Genomic DNA, 22,340 nt, shown 5'->3' on the forward strand with positions numbered 1-22,340 from the left:
TAGAAGAGGCGCTATGAAGGAGGGCTTGATTTTGAGGGAACAGTTGAAACGGCTTTTACAGGAAAGGGTTGAACTTTACACTTCCAATGAGCATGTACGGGGAGAGGGTAAGATCTATCTGAAAAAGGAAGCACTGAAGAAGCATGATACGGAAATTGTCCGTGTGAATGCTGCTGGAAAGGTTGACTCGGAACGGCAGGAAGGGGATTTGAAAATCCTGACCTATCAAGTGCATCTGCAGTATTTAATGAAGCAGGAGGATGGCTTCTATATAGAAGAGGAGATGGAAGAGAGGGAGGCGCGGTTTCGGGATGAATACTTAATCGAAGAACGGGAACTTGAACCTGATTTAGAACCTGACGGGGACCCGGAAAATTGGGAAGTGGGTTTGGATCGGCTTACTTATAAGTATGACCGGATGAAGGCGGTTCAGTATGCGGAGCGATGGTGGAATGAGTTCAATCCACAGTATTATAAATTCACGGATGACTGCACCAATTTTATTTCCCAGTGCTTGCATGCCGGGAACATCCCGATGTGGGGCGAGCCGAACAAGAATAAAGGATGGTGGATCAGAGGAAAGAATTGGAGCTATACCTGGACGACAGCTCATTCTTTGTATCATCTGCTTAAGGGAGGGAAAGGGATCAGGACAAAAGAAGTGGAGACGGCACAGGAATTGAACCTGGGTGACATCCTGTGCATTGACTTTGAAGGTGACGGGCGGTTTGATCATAACTTGATTGTGACGGCAAAGGACCAAAAAGGCATGCCTCTTGTGAATGCCCATACGATGAATAGTCGCCATCGATATTGGACGTATGAGGATTCGACTCGATATACACCGAACATCGTCTATAAATTTTTCGTGATATTAGATGGAGTGTGATTGTTTTTAGTCTGTTTGTTTAATGCTATAATTAGTTGAAGTTTAAACTAGAGGTGAAAATGAAGTGGCAATACATGTAGTTTTATATCAACCACAGATTCCAGCAAATACAGGAAATATCGCAAGAACATGCGCAGGAACGGATTCACACCTGCACCTTATCCGTCCGCTTGGTTTTTCAACGGATGACAAACAGCTTAAACGGGCTGGGCTCGATTATTGGGAACATGTGAAGATTCATTATTATGATTCATTGGAAGAGTTTTTTGAAAAGAATGCCGGCGGTGCATTTTATTACTTAACCAAATTTGGTGAACAGCCGCATACAACCTTCGATTACAGTGATCAAGATAGTGAAATTTATTTCATTTTCGGACGCGAAACGACAGGACTGCCAAAAGATTTGATCAAAGAGAATATGGACAGATGTCTCCGTATTCCAATGACGGATAAAATCCGGTCACTGAACCTTTCCAATACGGCCGCCATCTTGATTTATGAGGCGTTAAGACAACAGGATTACCGTGACTTGGAATTAAAAAGAGAATATTAAGGAGTTATTCGTCAGCGGGGTGGGGATGCTTTGCTGACGAATGCTTATACATAATTAGGAGGTAAAGCAATGAATAACATCATCGAGAAAATTCTGGACCACCGTTCCGTCCGTTCTTTTGAGGACAAGCTATTGTCTGCGGAACAAATTTCCACGATTGTTGAGTGTGCACAGGCTGCATCAACTTCAAGCTATATCCAGGCCTATTCGATCATCGGGGTGACCGACCCGGAAAAGAAAGCCAAGCTTGCTGAATTGGCTGGACCTCAATCATATGTAGAGAATAATGGACATTTATTCGTGTTTTGTGCCGATTTACATCGTATGGACATAGTAGCCGAGATGGAAAACGAAGATCTTACTGCACCAATTGAAAGTACGGAAAAATTCATGGTGGCCTGCATCGATGCCGCACTCGCTGCTCAAAATGCGGCGCTTGCTGCTGAATCAATGGACCTCGGCATTTGCTATATTGGTGGTATTCGTAATGACCTTCAACAAGTTTCGGAAATCCTGGACATCCCACATCGTGTCGTTCCTCTATTCGGCCTTGTTGTCGGGTATCCCAAAAAACGTTCAGACAAAAAGCCAAGACTTCCTCAAGCCAATGTATATCATGAAAATGGCTATCAAACGGATAAACAGACCTTCATCGGTCAGCTAGAAGCATACAATGATACGATTTCCGACTATTATGAGCAACGGACCAAAGGAAAACGGAAAGAAACCTGGACGCAACAAATGGCGGACATGGCCGGCAAGAAAAGCCGGATGTATATGAAGGACTTTGTGGAAAACCAAGGATTGAAAAAACAATAATCATAGGTGGATGATTCTATACTTCATGTTGGAGCATCCATTAATTATATAGAGCTTAAAAATAAGAGCCTGACACTAAGTGTTGGTCTCTTATTTCTTGTATAAATTAAAATAATGCAGATATTCTTTTTCTGGTAGGATGTAAAAAAATTTCCGATGAATTATTTCGAAGTTTCAAGGAGGCATGTCATAAATCAAGGTATAAGGTGGATTATCCGCTTTTTAACAAGTAAATATTAACAAAGGTAATAGTGAGAAAACTTTACAGCCTATTTAAGTATATAATAATCACTTGTACTGATTATTTCGTAATAAGAAAGGAAGTAACAATTTGCAGGTATTAGGTGGTATTTTATTTTTTTGTAGCTTCATATCTATCTTGGTATTTATCATTTTAGGTGTAGTGGCACTACTCAAAAAGAACGGAAAGGCTAAATCACGTTTCGTTGGAGTGGGTGGTTCATTTATTGTAGCCATTATTTCATTTATTATTATAGGAGCAAGTGGGGAATCTGAAGAAACCACAACAGATAAAGAGAAGCCAGCTCAAGAACAGAAAACAGAAAAGGCAGAAACACCTGAAGAGAAAGCAGAGAGAGAGGCCAAGGAGAAGGCCATTGTTGAGGAGAAAGCGAAACAAGCTGCTGAAGAAAAAGCTAAGGCTGAAGCAGAGGCTAAGAAGAAGGCTGAAGCTGAGAAGAAAGCCAAAGAAGAAGCGGCTGCTAAAAAAGTAAATGCAAAACCTATTGAATATAATAGGTTGAAGAAAAATCCAGATAAAATGATTGGTGAGTATACGAAATATACGGGTGAGGTTATTCAGATCCAGGAAGAAGAGGACTTTACGGCCATCCGTTTAGCTGTTACAAAAACATCATATGGATATGATCCTAATGACATTATAATGGTCATGTATGCAGGTACGACCGATTATATAGAAGATGATGTTATTACTGTGTACGGAACTATTTCTGGCGAATACAGCTATACTTCCCAAGCCGGTTGGGAAATCTCTATTCCAAGCATGCTAGCTGAAGAGTTTGAAAAGTAAAAGGAAAGTCACTCTTAGTGGAGGCACTTATATGGTGTCTCTTTTTTTATGCTTTTCTTCCAAAAAAAGGGGCTACCCCCACAAGTCATTCCCATGACTTGTGGGATAGCGCCCTTTTTCGTATGCTCTTATTTATTTTTCACACCTGGTTTGTCGGCATATCCACCAGTGAAGATGGCAGCTAAAAACGCAATTGTTACGGCAATGACAATAACTGTTCCCATGATGTAACCTCCCTTTACCCATATTGTCCCACTTAAGTATAGGCTTAGTATACCCCAATTTTTAGTAGATGTGCACGTAAATTTTCTTGCCTCGTGATTTGTCACCAAATATTCAAGACTTTAAAGGAAAACCTTGGATTGGGCAGCCGGACAAGATGAACCTCTTTGGAAAGTCTGACATGTTTGTCAAACTCGGCGCATAGATTTAAGTATTCTCTGAAAGTGATAGGGGGAGGTTCCTAGATGGATATTTTAAAGAAAATCGAAAAATTTAGAGAAGATGAACAGAAGCTGAAGTGGGAAGGCACCTTCGCAGAATACTTAGAGATACTGAAAGAAAAGCCATTAGTTGCACAATCTGCTCATTCGCGTGTATACAACATGATCAGAGATGCTGGGATAGAGGAAGTAGATGGAACGAAGAAGTACAACTTTTTCAGTGGTCAGCTGTTTGGACTTGAGGATTCATTGGAGAGGCTCATCGAGGAGTATTTTCATCCCGCCGCTAAGCGGTTGGATGTCCGAAAGAGGATTTTGCTTTTGATGGGACCGGTATCAGGTGGGAAGTCTACATTGGTTTCACTCCTTAAGAGGGGGCTTGAAAGTTATTCGTTAAATGACTCAGGGGCGATCTATGCGATAAAAGGATGTCCGATGCATGAAGATCCACTGCATCTCATTCCTCAAAACTTGCGGCAGGATTTCTTTGAGGAATATGGCATCCGGATTGAGGGGAATCTGTCACCGCTGAATGTGATGAGATTGGAACAGGAATATGGCAGCCGGATTGAAGACGTGATGGTTGAGCGTATCTTCCTTTCAGAAGACAAACGTGTGGGGATTGGTACATTCAGTCCATCCGACCCTAAATCACAGGATATTGCCGACTTGACCGGAAGCATCGACTTTTCGACGATTGCCGAATTCGGATCTGAATCAGATCCGCGAGCCTATCGCTTTGATGGTGAGCTCAATAAGGCAAATCGCGGAATGATGGAGTTCCAGGAAATGCTGAAATGTGATGAGAAGTTTTTATGGCATTTGCTCTCACTGACTCAGGAGGGGAATTTCAAAGCAGGAAGGTTCGCATTAATCAGTGCAGATGAACTGATCGTTGCCCATACGAATGAAACGGAGTACAAGGCATTCATATCCAACAAAAAAAATGAAGCCCTACATTCCCGGATTATCGTCATGCCGATCCCGTATAACTTAAAGGTGAGCGAAGAAGAGAAGATTTATGAAAAAATGATCCATGAAAGCGATGTTTCCGATGTCCACATTGCTCCGCATACCTTGCGGGTGGCAGCCATTTTCAGTATCATGACCCGTTTAAAGGATCCGAAAAAAGGTGATATCGATTTATTGAAAAAGATGAGACTGTACGATGGGGAAAATGTTGAAGGATTCAACTCCGCGGACATCAATGAGCTGAAGAAGGAATACCAAGATGAAGGCATGAGCGGGATAGATCCACGGTATGTCATTAACCGGATATCCTCCACTATCATTCGGAAGGAAAACCCGTCCATCAACGCACTTGACGTATTGATGTCGTTGAAGGCAGGCCTTGACCAGCATCCGTCGATAACGAACGAGCTAAGGGAACGATATTTGAACTTCATTTCGCTTGCACGTAAGGAATATGATTCGATTGCCAAAAATGAAGTGCAAAAAGCGTTTGTGTATTCCTATGAAGAGTCGGCGAAGATCCTTATGGACAATTACCTAGATAACGTCGAAGCATACTGCAATAAATCAAGACTGCGCGATCCACTGACTGGGGAGGAAATCAATCCAGACGAGAAATTGATGCGCTCGATTGAAGAACAAATCGGCATTTCTGAAAATGCCAAAAAAGCCTTCCGTGAAGAAATCCTGATCCGTATCTCGGCCTATGCAAGGAAAGGAAAACGATTTGATTATAATTCCCATGACCGCCTACGTGAAGCCATTCAGAAAAAGCTGTTTGCTGATTTGAAGGATGTTGTCAAAATCACGACTTCAACCAAGACACCGGATGAAAGACAACTGAAGAAAGTGAATGAAGTCATCAAGAGACTTATTGACGAACATGGGTATAACTCGACTTCCGCCAATGACTTACTTCGCTACGTAGGAAGCTTGTTAAACCGCTAAAAACAAGAAGACCCCTGCCTTAAAAGGTGGGGGTATTTATCGAAAGAAAATATTGTAAATAATACCAATTCGTGATATCTTTTAGCTGAAGCAGTTATTCTCCGATGTTAATAAAACAACCTATTAAAATCCTCTGAAATACTTCGCGCTTCGGATATTTTCACATGATCGTCCAACATGTACATGAAGAAACGTTGTCGTTGTCATGGATCAGTAAGGTTTTTTCTGTTTTGTAAGCGCAATCATAAAAAGGTTGATGGAGGGATTTCAAATGAGTGTAATCGCTGAATTGAATGAATTGGCTGGTAAAATCAACAGTAATCCGGAGCATATCCAAAACGAGGAAAATCGTGTGTATCAATTCAACATTGAAGAGATTGGACCGGTTCAGCTGTTGATTAATAATGGACAAGTTGAAGTGATCGAAGGTACGACAAATGATCCAGAAGTGACATTGAAATTATCAGAGAAGAATTTCTCCAAGTTATTAAAGGACGATTTAAATACAACGGTCGCTTTTATGACAGGTGGCCTAAAGGTAGACGGAAACATCGCTTTGGCATTGAAACTGCAGGAAATTGTAAAACGTTATAAATGAAAATACCGAACTCTGCCGTTCTTGGGAGAGTTCGGTGTTTTTTGTGTTGTGGGTTCTTTTATTCAGTGACATTTAATCCGTATTGTTCGATGAGTGTGACGAGCTGGCTTGGTGATAACTTGTCTTCGCGGTATTCGATTTTGATTTCGCCGTCATCCACATCGATGATGGCACGCTCGACGCCTTCCGTACTCAATAGGATGGACTCTAAATTTAAAATTGGGCCCTCGGTTGTCGCTTCCCTCACATAGAGTGTAGTGGTTTCCATGCTCCATTCACCTCCTGGATTTTTTCCATATAGATTATCTATACCCTTTATCCATTGGACATATGTACGGTTTGAAAATTGGAAATATAGGGTATCAATAAGGTAGAGGTGATATAAAATGAGTAAAGAAGAATTGAAAAGAGAACATGTTCCAGAGAACAGTTCGATGGCGAAAGACTTAGACGAGATGAAAGAACTTGGGAAGCAAATGGAACGGCAGAGAACGAACGAAGAACTGAAGGAATGGGATAAACGACCAGGTACCGTCCAACATGAAGTCGAGGAAAAAAAAGAGTGAAAAGGCGTGCCATTGAAATCGTTCCATCCATGTAAAAAAGGGTATCCAAGGAAGTTACAGGATGCCCTTTTATTTGTGTCAATGCCTATCGAAAAACCGCATTGATCGGGATGGGAGATCGACATCCCCTGCAACTCCTCCTTTTATAGATCCTTCTAATCTTAATAACCCGTAACGTAACTACTTCATTCTCTTTGTTTTCTCTCTAAAACAACGATTCCGCCCGCTTATATCATTTCATTAGCACCGGTCACTCACTGAGGATATTGAGTTTCTTGTTGTTCAGGTTTATCCTTCCCTGTTGACCTGGGACAGCCGCAAAGCATGTCCAATTTCTTTTATCGCGTAGGAACCCGTCTTATTTTTTGGGCAAAACAACCATTAATGAATTTTTGTGTAAATTATCCTTCGCCGCTGCATAGGATAGAGTAATACTTTTATTTTTATCCGATTTTTCTCGAATTGTATATTTGAATAGCTAAACCTGTGTTGCTGTGGGCTTTCTCACACTAATTTATTATATGAAGGAATGATGAAAAGCGTGCAAACATTTTTAAGGGGGGAAGAGAATGTCAGAAGAGAATAATAAACAATACGTGATCTCAGAGGAAAACTGGTCCCTCCATCGGAAAGGCTATGATGATCAACAACGCCATCAGGAAAAGGTGCAAGAGGCTATCAAGAATAATCTGCCTGATTTGATTTCTGAAGAAAGCATCGTGATGTCCAATGGTAAGGATGTTATCAAAATCCCGATTCGCTCCTTGGATGAATATAAAATCCGCTATAACTATGATAAAAACAAACATGTCGGTCAGGGGGACGGGGATAGTAAAGTCGGGGATGTCATTGCAAGAGATGGATCGCCATCGAATGCCGGTTCCGGAAAAGGGCAAGGTGCTGGGGACAAGGCGGGCGAGGATTATTATGAAGCCGAAGTGTCGATGATGGAGTTGGAGGAAGCATTGTTTAGCCAATTGGAGCTGCCGAACCTTCAGAAAAAGGAACATGCGGAGCATACGCTTGAGCATATTGAATTCAATGATATCCGGAAAACCGGCTTGATGGGGAATATCGACAAAAAGAAAACGATGATATCGGCCTTCAAACGGAATGCCTTAAGCGGCGATCCAGGCTTTCATCCCATTTATAAGGAAGACTTCAAATTCAAGACATGGAATGAGGTCGAAAAGCCGGATTCCAAAGCGGTCGTGCTGGCGATGATGGATACATCAGGAAGCATGGGTCTGTGGGAAAAATATATGGCCAGGAGCTTCTTCTTTTGGATGAACCGCTTTTTACGGACAAAATATGAAACCGTCGAGATAGAATTCATTGCCCATCACACCGAAGCGAAAGTTGTGCCTGAAGAGGATTTCTTTTCAAAAGGGGAAAGCGGTGGAACGATTTGTTCATCCGTCTACCGTAAAGCATTAGAACTTATCGATCATAAATATGACCCTGTGAAATTCAATATCTACCCGTTCCATTTTTCCGATGGTGACAACCTCACATCCGATAATGCCAGGTGCGTCAAGCTCGTGGAAGAACTCATGAAGGTCTCCAATATGTTCGGTTATGGCGAAGTCAACCAGTATAACCGCCATTCCACCCTCATGACTGCCTATAAGAACATTGACAATGAAAAATTCAGGCATTATATCCTTAAGCAAAAGGCCGATGTATTCCATGCGATGAAGAGCTTTTTCAAGGAAGAAGAAAGTAAGAAATACGCGTAAAACAAAGAAAAAGAAGCCTGTGATGGCTTCTTTTTCTTTGTTGGCTTTAGGCCTCTACGAGAGAGGGTTCCAGCTTAGCTTTTGAAGAATCTTTCTTATGGGTGGTAAGTGTTACAACTAAACAGATGCCTAGGAATACAACAAATAAGCTGGAGATGACCCATAATGCCGTACCAAGGCTGGCTTGCATATTACCACCATAGTAAAGCAACGACCTCATTCCATCGACCATGTACCTCGTTGGAAGGAAGATGCTTGCGATACGGTGGAAATCCGGTAGGTTTGCGATAGGAACCGCCCCACCACTGCCGAAAATACCCATGATGTTGAGCGGGAACATTATAAGCATTCCCCATTTGCCAAAGAATAGGCTGATTACTTTAAACATGAGGAACATCGTCATACTGCTTAACAAGGTAAACCAGAATATTGGCCATATGCCAATGGAATGCACACTCCCGAAAAATCCGAACACAGCGAGTTGAAGCATGGCTGAAACCAGTAGTGTTACGATTAAACCGAAGAGCAATTCTGTAATGAGAATTTTTGTGTTGCTGATCGTGTGTCCCTTTGAGTTAAGAGTTTCACTGATTTTATTAATATAGCCATTTATCATTTGTACACCCAGCAGTCCTGTTATTGATGTAATCAGCACAATCATGAAGGGGGTCATCCCTTTATTTAAATTGGCTGGCAATCCAAGGACATTGGTTGATGTATAGTGGATGGGTTGATCTAATACAGAAGTTGAAAGTGGAGATACTTGCATATTTTTTGAAACCAATGCGGATTTAATTTGGCCGCTTAGGCCATCGGATGCTGATGATGCCATCGTTTGTAGCACATTAGAAGCAACTGCAGTAGCCATCTGACCACCAGCTTCATTGATCAAGATTTCCACCTCGGCCGCTTTTCCATCCGTCTCCCCTGAAATGAAGCCACCCTTCAATTCGTTAATGGAAGCTGAGAAGTTTTCAGGTATAACGATGGCTCCATAAGCATTATCATCCTTAATTTGATCGATTGCTTTTTCTTTGCTTGTCACCACAGACCATTGTAAGGAATGCCCGTCTACTTCTTTGGAAAGGTTACTTAGCAGACTTTTACCGAATGCAGAAGAGGTGAACTGTTCGTCTTCATTCACGATGATTAACGGAAAGTTGGACAATTTTGGATCGGCTCCACTGAATACGGGCAAATAGATGCATATCATGCTTAGCATTAGCAAGGGTACCGCCCAGATGGGAAACCAGGTCATTTTAATTTTTAATAATTTCTTCAAATCAATCATTCTCCTCAAACTAGTGAAACGGGTCAGTCATCAAGTCGGTCATTTGATTCTGCCTTTGAAAATACCTTTTTATTCATGATTTTTACCATTAAGTACAGCACTTCCCTGTCTTCCAGATCCATTTCCTCAAATATCTTAGAAGCATGGGAGTTATCTACAGAGTAAGAAACGACGCTATATCCAGCATCCGTTAATTGGATGAGTTGACTCCTTTTATCCAAAGGGTTTTCCACCCGTATAACCAATTCTTTTTTCTCAAGAGAATCGACTAAATAAGTGATCGATGCTGCTTTTAAGTTTAAATGCTGTGCCAATTGAATCGATAAGCAAGCGTTCTTCCGTTCGATATAGCTTAATATGGAATATTGATTGAGCGTCAACTCTTGTTTTCTCAAATGGCTGGCGAATGCCTTTAACCGATTGTTTGCCATTTTCTTGGCCAAATCATTATAAACACTTATTAACATGTCGACTGTAATCCCTTTATTCTCCTCCAAAAAAACACAACTCCTTAAAAGCGATAAAGTCAATAATACTTTAAATATTCTAAGTTGTAAAGGAGTTAAATCCGCTGATAATAAGGAAAATATTATAAAGTGCTTTGAATCATCAAAGTTTATTGTGTAAGCGTTCACAAACTCTCCTAAGAAATGATGGGTAATGGTCTTTTCCTAGGAGCAGTTATAAATAAAATTATAATGTGAGTGTGCTGGTTGCATTAACTAATTTCTTGAAGTGCCGATATAAGAAAAGAATGAAGGACTTTATACCTAAAAGGGGAGAGTTTTAAGAATAATAATAGTATACGGAGGGAAATAAAGTGAAGATGTATAGGAACTTGAAGATAAAAGTAAAATTGATTGTGGCATTTTTGTTAATGAGCATAATTCTAGGAGCTGTCGGAATATACGGATTAACGAATCTAAGTCATTCTAACGATGATCTTGAATCCATGTATCATGACCAGCTTGTGCCCCAGCAATATCTTAATGAAATCGAGGTTGCGTATCAAGATATTCGAATCGGTGTCCGTAATTTGGCATTTGTCGCAAAAACGCCTGCAGAAAAAGAAGCGGGTGAGCAGGTAATCCTTGAAAAGATGGACGAAATTGATGCATTAACGAAGAAATTTGAAAGCAGTAATATGAATGCTTCTGAAAGAAGCCTTGTTGAAGAATACAAGATAGCCCTGGCGGATTTTTATGTCCTGACGGAAAAAAATATGGCATTAGGGAAGGCGAATGATATAGAAGGATTCCTCCGAACATTAAAAGAAAACAAAGGGAAGGGCGACCAATTGGAAATAAAGATTGAGGAGCTAAATATCATGACGGATGAATTGGCCCGTGATGCTTATAAAAGCGCCAATGATTCCTTCACCCATACTAAGAGTACTACATATATCCTTATCATTTTTTCAGTATTGCTTAGTATTGCTCTAGGCTATTTTATTTCTCAGGTGATATCGAAACCGTTGAATAAGGTCGTGCAATTGGTCGTGGATATCTCAAAAGGAGATTTAACCCAAACATCGGATATTGATACGAAAGATGAAGTGGGGGTTCTTGCCAAATCAATGAATGAAATGGTAAGCAATCTTAGAAATATGATGAAGGGGGCATTCCACACATCCGATCAGGTGGCTGCCTCGTCAGAAGAGCTGACAGCAAGTGCTGAACAAACAAGTAAGGCAACGGCGGATATCTCCAGTGCCATCCAAATGATAGCGGATGGAGCCGGCAGCTCTGCAGCAAGCCTTGAGGAAAGTTCGACGGAGTTAGGGGAAGTATCGCTTTCCATTCATCATATGGCAGAAAGTTCCCATGCCATTGCGAAGTCTGGATTACATGTCGCTGAGCAAGCGAAATTGGGTGGCGAATTCGTTGATAAAACGGCGCTACAGATTCAGACGATTTCCCAATCAGTTGATAAAAGTGGAGAAGCAATTCAATCACTGGATAAAAGGTCTCAGGAAATAGGCGAAATAACAAAAGCGATTACAGAGATAGCGAATCAGACGAACCTGTTAGCATTGAATGCGGCCATCGAAGCAGCTAGGGCAGGAGAACATGGGAAAGGGTTTGCCGTGGTCGCTGATGAGGTCCGTAAGCTGGCTGAACAGTCTCAGCACTCTTCGACTCAAATCGCTGAACTTATTAAAGAAATTCAAGAAGACATGATGAAATCCAATCAATCCATCAACCAAGTCAAATTGGACGTGAAAGAGGGACTTGGTATCGTCTCGAAAACAGAGGAAAGTTTCAAAGTCATCTTGGATTCGATTAGGGATTCTAGTGATCAAATCGAAGAAATGGTCGCAACTTCCGAGCAAATGTCAGATAGCGCTCAAGAGGTTTTAACCAATTTAACGAGCATCACGACCATTGCAAGAAATGCAACAGGTCATAGTCAAAACGTTGCAGCTGCCACGGAAGAACAATTGGCATCCATGGAAGAAATAGCTTCTGCCTCAAATAATCTTTCGAGGATGGCCAGTGACTTACAGGAACTATTAGGTACGTTCAAACTATAAAAACGTCCAGCTCCGCCATCCCTACACTTCATAGGGATGGCATTTCCATTAGCGGTTTGTTTTCAAGTACGAAGCTCGGCAGGGAATAGATAAATAAAAACAATAAACAGCCGATATTATGGAATAAATTGATAATGAATGGACGTTGGGATGAAGAATGTCATCGAGAAAATCAGGGGAAGAATCATAGATATAGAGGTGAAATCCACTCTTTTAATATATGTAATGAAAATTCGGCCAGATGAAAGGATCAAAAATGAGTGAAGAAACTAGGTATATGGAAAATGAATTATTAAATCTTTTAGATGCTTTCAAGGAGTTGAATTCAGATTTAGATGTGAAGGTTGTCTTTCAGAATATCATTCTCCAGATGGCCAAGCTTTTGGATGCAGAAGCAGGTACGTTATGGGTGACAGATCCCGATCGTGATGTGATAAAAGCCACTGCCGTATATGGGCCGACTTCCTCTAACATTCTCAAAGTAGAATTGAAAATGGATGAGGGAATCGTCGGAAAAGTGATTTGTTCAGGAAAACTACAGTTGATTTCTGATGTATCAACAGATCCGGCTTGGGCACCGAGAGTGGACAAGGATAGCGGTTTTACCACCAAGTCCATGCTTACGGTTCCGTTAATTGCAAAAGGGAAAGCGATTGGTGCCATGCAGCTTCTTAATAAAAAGAACGGCCAAAATTTCACTAGGAAAGATGCCCAAATGGCCCTCGTCTTAGCCAACCAGTCAGCATTGGCACTGTACAATAGCCAAATGTTCGAGGAAATTCAAAATATTAATCTAAGCATGATCCGCACGCTTGCCAAAACCCTGGATAAGAGAGACCCATATACTGCCGGTCACTCGGAAAGGGTGGCCACTTATTCTAAATGGATGGCTCTAAAAATCGGCTTGGATACCAAAACATGTGAGGAATTGTATAAAGCGGCCTTGCTTCATGACATTGGGAAAATCGGTATCCCCGATGAAATTCTACGAAAGCCTACTAAACTTTCGAATGAAGAATACGAGATCATAAAAAAGCATCCTGAAATCGGCGCGGATATTTTGTCGACCATGGAGCCAAAAAGAACAATCATGAATGCGGTGGAAACGGCAAGATACCATCATGAAAGGCTGAATGGAAGTGGATACCCTGATCAATTGGCAGGAAAGGAAATCCCTCTCTTTGCGAAAATCGTCGGAATTGCCGATACATTCGATGCGATGACGACGGATCGACCATATAACAAGGGACTTAGTTACCATGAAGCGGCAAAAGAGCTGATGACATGCAAGGATACACATTTCGATGAAGCATTGGTTATTGCTTTTCTGACCGCCTTGGAAGAGCGGAAATACATAACGATAGAAGAGGGACATGCATTGGAGGGAAGGTAAATGAATCCATTTGATTTCATGCTGATTGGGCATTTCGTGGGGGGACTTTCTGTTTCAGACCGGTGGATTGGCTAGCAACAAAGCCACAAAGTGGATTCCTCTATTCACGCATGTGACTGTCTTACTTCATCGTTTTTTTATTCGGTCTATTGGCAGGAGGAATCTTACTTTGGGGGCTCACAGTCATCTATTTCGGACATATCGTATTGGATCGGCAAACCTTCGTCTCTTTCTGGGGGAGGAATATCCAAATGGCCGATGAAGATCCAGGGTTGGTTATCGATCATGGTCGATGAAATCTTCCATATCATTCTACTGGCCATAGCGATTTATCTTTCATAAAGGGGGAACAGGGAATGGAACGTTTTATAAGAAAATATAGCATCGAAAAAGATTTTCCTTTATCTAGGTCCTTCGTTTGGAAGGTGTTGGGGGACAATGATCGCTTAAACCGGTTCATTGGTTTATTCCCTGTCGAATTCGGTAAAGTGGAAAACAAGCAAGGTGGGATTTTTTATCGAGATGCAATAGCAAAGGTAGCTGGATTCGTCGATATCTTGTGGAAGGAATATCCCTTTCAGTGGGTGAAAAATGAACAATATACCTTTGAACGCATATACGAAAAAGGTCCTTTTACTAAGTTGGTAACCACTTTTGAATTTTTGGAATCAACGATATACGAAAATGGATGCAAGGTCTCAATCAAGAGTGAATTTACTCCTCGTAATCTATTGGGTTTGGCGGCGATCCCCCTCATAGGAATCAAATCAATGAAAAACACGATCCGGTATGTGGACGAGCAGATGCTAGTGGCCAACGGTACCATTGAAAAAATCCACTATCAGAAAAAATCAGTAGGACAAGTAAATCTTGAGGAATTGAATCGCTTAGAAACGCTGCTTGATGAAGCACCTGTTAACCCGGATTATAGGATAAAGTTGCATGGATTATTGAGGGATGGCGAAAGCAATGATGTAGTCAAGATGAATCCTTATAAAGTTGCAAGCGAATGGGGAGCGGAGCCACTAGAGGTCTTGCGTCTTTTTCTCTACGCAACAAAAGCGGGCCTCTTAAATTTAAGCTGGAACCTGATTTGCCCGAATTGTCGTGTCTCCAAGGTGGAATATACGACTTTATCAAAGCTGGAAGGTCAATTTCATTGTGATTTATGCGGAATTGACTATAACGCGGACTTCGGTAAATATGTGGAACTGAATTTTTCCGTGCATCCATCCATAAGGAAAGCATATGACCAGGTTTTTTGTGTAGGCGGGCCGATGATCACCCCGCATGTACACATGCAAAGGGTGATACAAAAGGGGGATTCCTTTGCCTTCCCTCTTCCCGATGGTTTTGTGAAAATGAGGATACGCGTGTTGCAGGCGAATCATATTGTTACATTCGATGAATGGCCGGAAGATGAAAATATTAAGGCGATGGCCTATACATATGAGGACAACGGTTGGCATAGAAGCGGAGAACAATATAATCTAAAGAATGATGAAATGATGATATCCAATGAAAGTTCGTCGGATATCGTCGTTGTCATGGAAAAAGCCGAATGGAACCAAGAAGTCGTAACAGCTGCTTGGGTCACCTCTTTGCAGGAATTCCGGGACCTGTTTTCGTCTGAAGTATTATCCCCCGGGCAGCAGGTTGGCATCGAGAGCGTGACCATTTTATTTAGCGACCTTCAAGGATCGACATCCTTATACGAAAGCATAGGGGATGCAGACGCCTACGGGCAGGTTCGCAGGCATTTCGAGTTTCTGAGCCATTGGATTTCAAAGAATTCCGGGGGTGTCGTCAAGACGATCGGAGATGCCGTGATGGCGGTATTTCATCTGCCGGAGGATGCCCTGAAAGCCGCCATTCAAATACAAGAACATGTGTCAGAGTTCAATGCCACGGTAGGTGATCCCATTGTCTTGAAACTAGGTTTATATAGTGGCCCAGCGATTGCCGTGAATTCGAATGATCGATTGGATTACTTTGGAAGGACTGTGAATATGGCTGCACGCGTACAAGGTCAAAGCGCCGGTCATGATTTAGTGCTTAGTGAGGATGCCCTTCAAAATGAAAAAATGCAAGCAATCATCATGGGGCTCGAAAGGTTTGAGATAATTCCATTCAAGGCTTCTCTAAAAGGAATCAATGATGATGTGGCGTTAATTCAGCTAAAAAAAAGAGTACCAGGCTCCCTTATCGTACAGAATGAAGAAGTGAGTGATGTATAATAAATACAAAAAATCCCAGTAAAATGAAGACTACTGGGATTTTCAGGCTGAGTATTACCGATTATGCTGGTTAAACCAAGTAATGAAATTATCGACGACCATATCCAAAAACTGTACAGTCGGTTCATGGGTCAGGTTGCCTTCTTGATCGAATTTTTCATGCACGGCCCCTACATACACTTCATTTCCAGGAAGAAGCGGAGACGAGACGCCTGCGGCAAATAAGATATCCCGTAAATGCAATTGGGCCTTAACCGTCCCCAAATTCCCCATGGAAGCCCCGACGATCCACGATGGTTTACCAATCAAGACTTTATCCACACGAGACATCCAATCAATCGCATTGACTAACACGCCTGGCACTGTCCCGTTGTATTCAGGGGTCACCCACAAAACCGCATCCGCATGGGCCACTTTGTTTTTAAACTCTTTCACAACGACTGGCGGGTCGTTTTCGATATCCTGGTCGAAAAATGGTAGATCCCGAATGTTCAAGATTTCAAGTTCGAATTTATCTTGATACCGCTTTTGAATGTATTTAGCGAGTTTCAGGTTATAAGATTCCTTTCGAATGCTTCCAACGATGGCAACAACTTTCATCATAAAACCTCCTATTATTTGTTTGCACGAGCTGATTCTTCATTAATAGTATAATTGTTATTTTATTGAAAGGGAAAAGAGACGCTCATATGCTTTGCTCGAATGTCTCCATTCAAGAGATAAAAAATCTATGCCTCGTTTACCCTTCGATGGTAATACTTATCAAGGAAATAGCCGAAAACGGATGCAAGCATTTGTTGAAAGAGCATCCCGAGAATCACGGGCACGGCAACGGCTGCAGGGAAATAGGTGGTGGCAAGGACTGCACCGGCACTGATATTGCGCATCCCCCCGGTAAAGGTCAAGGTAATGACGTCTTCTTTTTCCCAGTGTAGTAGTTTACCAATCCACCAGGAAAATGCATAGCCTGAAGCGGCGATGAAGAGTACCAAGAGTGCCATGACCAGTAGTTTCTCGTTGAAATGGGTCAGGTAGGGTGCGATTTTTGAACTGTTCAAGATCACGACAATCCCTACGCTTAGTTTGGAAAAAGGAGCCAGACGGGGGGCAAGCCTCTCTTTTATTTTCCCTTTTGTGGCCTGGTTCAAGAACATCGCAAGCATCGAAGGTATAACGATCATCCCGATCAGGCCTTTCACCATGGGCCATATCTCTATTTCAATCGTGCCTCCCCCAAAAAGTGAAACGCTATAAGGCACAATGAAGGGGGAAAGAAGGGTGTCGATAAGGATAATCGTCAAAGCTAACGCGGCATTCCCTTTATAAATGGTGATCCAGATGATGCTGGTGACTCCGGTTGGAATGACGACACCAAGGACCAATCCGGTAATCGTGAAAGCGTCCCCTTGAAACACCAGGTGCCCGAGGGCCCAGGCCCAAATCGGCATGAGGATATGCAGGATCATTAATACTATGAAAATGGGTAAAGGATGATAGATTGCTCGTTTCAAGGATTTGAAATTGGAGCCTAGGCTACCTGTAAAGGTAATGAAAGCAAAAATCCATGGAACCAAAAATGTATAATCGGTTAGCCGTTCGGCCAACAAGACACCGATGACAACGCTTATCGGTGTGATGAATGGCATGGCTCTATTTAAATATGTATTGATTGACTGCAGCGACATCCATCCACTTCCTACCGTTTAATTTCTTCGTTTTTAAGTGTACCATATTCCAAACAATGAATATCGGAACAAAAATCCTTAGCTTATCACACTTGTGTATATACAAAAATAAACCAGTTTAGTAAAATATTTTTAATAACTAATATTTTGGAGAGAAAGGGGATTTCATGAAAAAAGAACTTTTTTCTTGGGTAAAATCGGTACTTATTGCATTAATCGTCGTTTTCATTTGTCGTCAGTTTTTATTTGTTCCAGTGACTGTAAAAGGTGAGTCCATGGAGCCCACTTACGAAAATAATGACCGGATTGTCGTTACGAAAGTCGGAAACATCGAGCATTTTGATATGGTTGTATTTCACGCTCCGGATGCAGAAAAAGATTATATTAAAAGAGTCATCGGACTTGCGGGCGATAGTGTGGAAATGAAGGATGACGTGCTTTACATAAATGGGAAACAATATAAGGAACCATATGTGGAATCAAAAAAAGAGGAAATCCAATCTGATGAAAACTTGACTGAGAATTTCGACGTGAAAGTTCCAAAAGGGACTTTATTCGTAATGGGAGATAATCGCAGGCATAGTTGGGATAGCAGAAGGTTCGGTGTCATCCGCGAAGATTCACTTGTAGGGAAAGTGGAGTTTCGTTTCTTCCCTTTGAATGAACTGGGTGCCCCTCAATGACATGATATTTTGTTGGTTAAAAAGAATCCTATTGATAGTATAGACTAATTCGAACTTTTAGAAGATGATAGGTAAAGGGCTTTTCCATTGGGTAAGGTCTTTTATTTGATATGTGGAGGTTTTTTGAATGATGAAGAATGGGCTAGCCACTCTATCCATCCCAGAGTTGGATGAAGAGATGGGAAGGCAAGTGAAAGGGTACGTGGATTCGCTGACTGTTCCGCAGGGAAGTTTGGGAAGGCTTGAGGAATTGGTTATCGAACTGGCGAAGATGACAGGCGAGGCCTTTCCAGAGGTGTCTAAACCAGGCGTGATCGTGTTTGCGGCAGATCATGGGATTACGGATGAAGGGGTATCCGCTTATCCAAAAGAAGTGACCGAACAAATGGCGCTCAATTTCCTTAATAACGGAGCGGCAATCAATGTATTCAGCCGTGCGATATCCGCTTACTTTGACATTGTTGATATCGGGATTGATGCGGATATTGAAGCACCTGAATTGACGTCAAGGAAAGTTCGTCGCGGAACTCGAAACTTTTATAAAGAGGACGCGATGACGCTAGAAGAAGTAAACCAAGCGCTTGAAGTCGGGTATGAACGGGCAGAGGCCATGATCGAGCAAGGTGCGAAATGTCTGATCCTTGGCGAAATGGGAATTGGCAATACGACAGCGAGTTCTGCCATCATCTCGGTCGTTAGTGGAAAAAGCGTGGAATCACTAGTAGGTCAGGGGACCGGCCTGAAAAGTGAAGGAATCATACATAAACAAAGAATCATTGAAGAGGCCATTTCGTTAAGAAATCCTAATCCGAAAGATCCAATCGATATTTTAATGAAAATCGGTGGACTCGAGATTGCCGGTATGGCAGGGGCGATGCTTGCAGCAGCCAACAAACGAATACCGATTTTGCTTGATGGGTTCATTACGACAACGGCTGGTGTGATTGCAAACTTGATTTCGAATCGTTGCGCTGATTATATGTTCGTTGGCCATCAATCGGCAGAACCCGGCCACAGAACGGCCATAGAATGGCTTGGTAAAGAGCCGATTCTCCAATTGGACATGAGAATTGGGGAAGGAACCGGTGCTGCGATTGCATTTCCCATTCTTCAGGCAGCGACGTTGGTCGTAAAAGAAATGGCAACATTTGAATCGGCAGGGGTATCCAATAAATAATGAAAACAAAGAGGTCTTCTTGATGGAGGCCTCTTATTTTTTATGTTAAAAATCCAGCTAAACGAAGCATAAGCCAGATGATCAGGGGGTAGGAAAGTAGGCTTCCGGTAAGCGTTATACACAAACTCCATACTCGGACTACCTTATTTTTTAATACGTGTGCAAGAAGAATCATAGAAAAGAGACAGATGAAATAGGCTGTAATAGCTCCTGGATTATACGAGCCAAAGTAAAAGAATAAAGCAAGATGCTGTACCGCATTGAAGAAAATGGCACCCTGTGTGAAGATGATCCAATGAATGGATGATAAGACCTGAATCTGATAAAGACAAATGATGAGGAAAACTAGAACAGTCAAGATAGAAGCGGCAAGGATGAATTGAGATTGACTGATAAAAGGTATATGAAAGTGTTTTGTTAAGTATTGGGTCATACTTAATGATTCTTCCGAGTTGTGGAGGAGAAATAATAAAGGAATGAGCCATAACGTTTTGTTAATAGAAACACCTCCTTTAGGATGGAGAAGAAAACAAAATGGATAGAAAGAAACCCGGACGATGAACATGTGAATGTCCATGAGTCCGGGCCGGTTGATCATTTACAGATTATAAGCGTCGACGTTGAATCCTTTTGCTTTGTAATAATCTAGTGTACCTTGATAGATCGCTTTGGCAGCCTGTTGTTTGTAATAAGTTTGTTTCAGTTTGGCTGCATCGCTTGCATTATCGATGAAGCCGGCTTCCACAAGGGTAGCGGGCATGGAATTGTATTTGAGAACATAGAAGCTAGCTTCTTTTGTCCCTCTATTTTTAAAGTCCATATAATCTATCAATCTTGCTTGTATTTTTTGAGCCAAGAGTTTGCTATCAGCATTGTATGGATTGACGGCAGCCCTGCTATACGAACTATAATAGTACGTTTCGCCGCCAGTCCCGCCGCCAGCATTAATATGGACGCTGACAAAGACATCATCTTCAGACTTCTTATTATCAGCTGCGAAGTCCATGCGCTTTTGCAGGGATTGGCTGGTGGAAATTTTGCTTCCCGCCGTAACACTGCTTGTCTTTGAAGTTCTGGTCATAACCGTATGGATGGGTGTTTTATCAAATAAATCTTGTGCTCTCTCACTGATTTCCAGAGTGAGAGCGGCTTCTTGAAGACCATTACCCACTGCACCAGGGTCCGTTCCGCCATGACCGGGATCGAGAATGATGTTAAGCCCGCTTAATGGGGAGACGGTGGAGAGAGAATTATCCCAAACCCAGCCTTGAAGATTACCAGCCTGGATGTATCTCCAACCATTTTTCTCCTGAAAATAGCTCACGGTAGATCCTTTTGGGATAAGACCAATCGTTCCTAATGACTTTGTGGCAGATAAATATACATTTATATTATATATAGATTGAGAAACACCCTCAGATTTGGAGGAAATCTTCATCGTTTCATTCAGGTACTTATCTTCAATCCAACCCGTTGTATTGCTGCTTCTCACAGAGCGCCATCCGTTTTTCAGCTCTTTAATGGCAACTGTTTTATTTTTCGCAAGGGTTTTACCTGTGGTTCCGCCGATCTTATTAGGAATTTTGTAGATTTTAGCCGAACTCGTACCAGTGATTTTTGCGGTAGCTGTCGTGTCTACAAGAGAGTCTGACCAAACCCACCCTTCATTTGATGAGGTTTGGATATATGTCCAATTTCCCATCGTTGCTAACGAAACAAGCGGTGTACCGTTGGTCACTTTTGTTTTAGCACCAGAACTTTTGGCTGGTCCTTTATATAGGTTGGCATAATTTTTTGAGATGACAGTTTGGTGTGAAAGGGTATCGTAATCGGTGTTAGTTAAATGAGCGTTCCAAATCCAATGGCTCTTTCCATTTACAAACACATGACGCCAACTATTTTTCACTTCTGCATAAGCGACAACACTACCGTTGCCCAATTTTCCAGAGGTACCGTATTTCTTGCCGGCTCCATTATATAGATTGACATAACTAGCTTTGACCTTTCCTACACCGTATGTAGGCTGAATGTATTTCTCAGCTACCCATGCTTCCTGACCATTAACGTAAATATGACGCCAAGATCCGGACTTCTCGAATAGGATCGCGGTAGTGCCCGCTAAAGCGGAACCGCCTTTTCCATAGCTCTTGGCTGGTCCTTTATATAGATTATAAGACGCTTTTCCGTTTGTCAGTACAGCTTCACCAAGAGAAGACTGTACAAACCTTGACGCAATCCAGCCATAATCATCGTTACTTTGGAAATACGTCCAGTTGCCGGAGGTTTTGATGATTGTCACCAATTCCCCTTTTCGCACTTTTCCGCCCGTTGTCCCATAAGCCTTACCAGGCCCTTTATAGACATTGGCACTTTTTATTGTATGGATAATTCCCGTGTCATTGGATTCTGCAGCATTGACCTTAAGCGAAGGGCTGAGTGAAGTGGTCGTTATGAAGAATACGGCCATTGTAAGTAGTAGGATTTTTTTAAACATAATGGGTGACCTCCTTAGTTATAAGGACGCACAAAGAAAATGACTAATAATAACAGTCAGTTATGGATTGATCGTTATTATAAAAATGGCAACAAAGATTATGATTGTTCGAAAGGCACCTCCATTTATTTCAGCCGATATTTTTTCCATTTAAAGCACGTCTCGACATAATATAACATATTTAAGAGGTTTTGTTCAAAAAAATGTTAAATTGTGAGTTCTAAAGTTTCATGGATTTTAAGAATTGCTAGTCTAAAAGACTGGTTGCC

General features: G+C 41.8%; 20 protein-coding genes. 13 read left to right on the plus strand and 7 right to left on the minus strand.

The window, feature by feature from the left end; all coding sequences use genetic code 11:
* Window positions 1-31 precede the first annotated feature (31 nt).
* The 6 genes from AC503W_RS03860 to AC503W_RS03885 all read left to right on the plus strand — a co-directional run bounded on the left by AC503W_RS03860 (window position 32) and on the right by AC503W_RS03885 (window position 6,273).
* Entirely contained in the window at window positions 32-889 is an 858-nt protein-coding gene (locus tag AC503W_RS03860; protein ID WP_494916114.1) for an amidase domain-containing protein, read from the plus strand.
* Between the two features lie 64 nt (window positions 890-953).
* The gene (gene trmL / locus AC503W_RS03865; protein WP_494916116.1) at window positions 954-1,442 is read left to right on the plus strand and encodes a tRNA (uridine(34)/cytosine(34)/5-carboxymethylaminomethyluridine(34)-2'-O)-methyltransferase TrmL; all 489 of its coding nucleotides are present in this window, start codon (window positions 954-956) and stop codon (window positions 1,440-1,442) included.
* 69 nt (window positions 1,443-1,511) lie between these two features.
* Entirely contained in the window at window positions 1,512-2,261 is a 750-nt protein-coding gene (nfsA, locus tag AC503W_RS03870; protein WP_494916117.1) for an oxygen-insensitive NADPH nitroreductase, read from the plus strand.
* A 331-nt stretch (window positions 2,262-2,592) separates the two neighbouring features.
* Window positions 2,593-3,312, plus strand: a complete 720-nt coding sequence (locus AC503W_RS03875; protein ID WP_494916119.1) for a hypothetical protein — start codon at window positions 2,593-2,595, stop codon at window positions 3,310-3,312.
* Between the two features lie 467 nt (window positions 3,313-3,779).
* Window positions 3,780-5,675, plus strand: coding sequence for a PrkA family serine protein kinase (locus AC503W_RS03880; RefSeq protein WP_402867504.1), 1,896 nt, complete (start codon window positions 3,780-3,782; stop codon window positions 5,673-5,675).
* 271 nt (window positions 5,676-5,946) lie between these two features.
* Window positions 5,947-6,273, plus strand: coding sequence for an SCP2 sterol-binding domain-containing protein (locus tag AC503W_RS03885; RefSeq protein WP_402867505.1), 327 nt, complete (start codon window positions 5,947-5,949; stop codon window positions 6,271-6,273).
* 58 nt (window positions 6,274-6,331) lie between these two features.
* Here the strand turns inward: AC503W_RS03885 and AC503W_RS03890 are convergent, their stop codons facing one another.
* Window positions 6,332-6,541, minus strand: coding sequence for a heavy-metal-associated domain-containing protein (locus AC503W_RS03890; protein WP_402955245.1), 210 nt, complete (start codon window positions 6,539-6,541; stop codon window positions 6,332-6,334).
* Window positions 6,542-6,659: 118 nt separating this feature from the next.
* Between AC503W_RS03890 and AC503W_RS03895 the strand changes: the two genes are divergently transcribed.
* Together AC503W_RS03895 and yhbH are read left to right on the plus strand one after the other, a co-directional pair.
* Window positions 6,660-6,839 (plus strand): hypothetical protein, encoded by a 180-nt coding sequence (locus AC503W_RS03895; RefSeq protein WP_402955248.1) that lies wholly within the window; start codon window positions 6,660-6,662, stop codon window positions 6,837-6,839.
* 569 nt (window positions 6,840-7,408) lie between these two features.
* On the plus strand, window positions 7,409-8,578 hold the full coding sequence (gene yhbH, locus AC503W_RS03900; protein ID WP_402867508.1) for a sporulation protein YhbH: 1,170 nt from the start codon (window positions 7,409-7,411) through the stop codon (window positions 8,576-8,578).
* A gap of 46 nt (window positions 8,579-8,624) precedes the next feature.
* On the opposite strand, the gene AC503W_RS03905 is transcribed toward yhbH, so the two are convergent.
* Together AC503W_RS03905 and AC503W_RS03910 are read right to left on the minus strand one after the other, a co-directional pair.
* Window positions 8,625-9,860, minus strand: a complete 1,236-nt coding sequence (locus tag AC503W_RS03905) for an ABC transporter permease (RefSeq protein WP_402955252.1) — start codon at window positions 9,858-9,860, stop codon at window positions 8,625-8,627.
* A gap of 32 nt (window positions 9,861-9,892) precedes the next feature.
* A complete protein-coding gene (locus tag AC503W_RS03910) occupies window positions 9,893-10,366 on the minus strand; it encodes a MarR family winged helix-turn-helix transcriptional regulator (RefSeq protein WP_402955257.1) in 474 nt (157 codons plus the stop codon).
* 329 nt (window positions 10,367-10,695) lie between these two features.
* Between AC503W_RS03910 and AC503W_RS03915 the strand changes: the two genes are divergently transcribed.
* The 3 genes from AC503W_RS03915 to AC503W_RS03925 all read left to right on the plus strand — a co-directional run bounded on the left by AC503W_RS03915 (window position 10,696) and on the right by AC503W_RS03925 (window position 16,032).
* On the plus strand, window positions 10,696-12,402 hold the full coding sequence (locus AC503W_RS03915) for a methyl-accepting chemotaxis protein (protein ID WP_402956018.1): 1,707 nt from the start codon (window positions 10,696-10,698) through the stop codon (window positions 12,400-12,402).
* Between the two features lie 256 nt (window positions 12,403-12,658).
* Window positions 12,659-13,795 carry an HD domain-containing phosphohydrolase gene (locus tag AC503W_RS03920; protein ID WP_403079770.1) on the plus strand — a complete coding sequence of 379 codons (1,137 nt, stop codon included), beginning with the start codon at window positions 12,659-12,661 and terminating at the stop codon, window positions 13,793-13,795.
* A gap of 356 nt (window positions 13,796-14,151) precedes the next feature.
* Window positions 14,152-16,032 carry an adenylate/guanylate cyclase domain-containing protein gene (locus AC503W_RS03925; RefSeq protein WP_494916121.1) on the plus strand — a complete coding sequence of 627 codons (1,881 nt, stop codon included), beginning with the start codon at window positions 14,152-14,154 and terminating at the stop codon, window positions 16,030-16,032.
* A gap of 54 nt (window positions 16,033-16,086) precedes the next feature.
* Here the strand turns inward: AC503W_RS03925 and AC503W_RS03930 are convergent, their stop codons facing one another.
* Together AC503W_RS03930 and AC503W_RS03935 are read right to left on the minus strand one after the other, a co-directional pair.
* Window positions 16,087-16,632 (minus strand): NADPH-dependent FMN reductase, encoded by a 546-nt coding sequence (locus AC503W_RS03930; protein WP_494917262.1) that lies wholly within the window; start codon window positions 16,630-16,632, stop codon window positions 16,087-16,089.
* A 128-nt stretch (window positions 16,633-16,760) separates the two neighbouring features.
* A complete protein-coding gene (locus AC503W_RS03935) occupies window positions 16,761-17,717 on the minus strand; it encodes a bile acid:sodium symporter family protein (protein ID WP_494916123.1) in 957 nt (318 codons plus the stop codon).
* 167 nt (window positions 17,718-17,884) lie between these two features.
* Between AC503W_RS03935 and lepB the strand changes: the two genes are divergently transcribed.
* Both lepB and cobT read left to right on the plus strand, forming a co-directional pair.
* On the plus strand, window positions 17,885-18,400 hold the full coding sequence (gene lepB, locus AC503W_RS03940) for a signal peptidase I (protein ID WP_402867516.1): 516 nt from the start codon (window positions 17,885-17,887) through the stop codon (window positions 18,398-18,400).
* 130 nt (window positions 18,401-18,530) lie between these two features.
* Window positions 18,531-19,577: a nicotinate-nucleotide--dimethylbenzimidazole phosphoribosyltransferase gene (cobT, locus tag AC503W_RS03945; protein WP_494917264.1), complete on the plus strand. Its 1,047-nt coding sequence runs from the start codon at window positions 18,531-18,533 to the stop codon at window positions 19,575-19,577.
* A gap of 40 nt (window positions 19,578-19,617) precedes the next feature.
* Here the strand turns inward: cobT and AC503W_RS03950 are convergent, their stop codons facing one another.
* The gene (locus AC503W_RS03950; RefSeq protein WP_494916125.1) at window positions 19,618-20,010 is read right to left on the minus strand and encodes an HXXEE domain-containing protein; all 393 of its coding nucleotides are present in this window, start codon (window positions 20,008-20,010) and stop codon (window positions 19,618-19,620) included.
* A gap of 165 nt (window positions 20,011-20,175) precedes the next feature.
* Window positions 20,176-22,071, minus strand: a complete 1,896-nt coding sequence (locus AC503W_RS03955) for an N-acetylmuramoyl-L-alanine amidase family protein (protein WP_494916129.1) — start codon at window positions 22,069-22,071, stop codon at window positions 20,176-20,178.
* Between the last annotated feature and the right edge of the window lie 269 nt (window positions 22,072-22,340).

This window comes from Peribacillus suis (assembly GCF_059384845.1).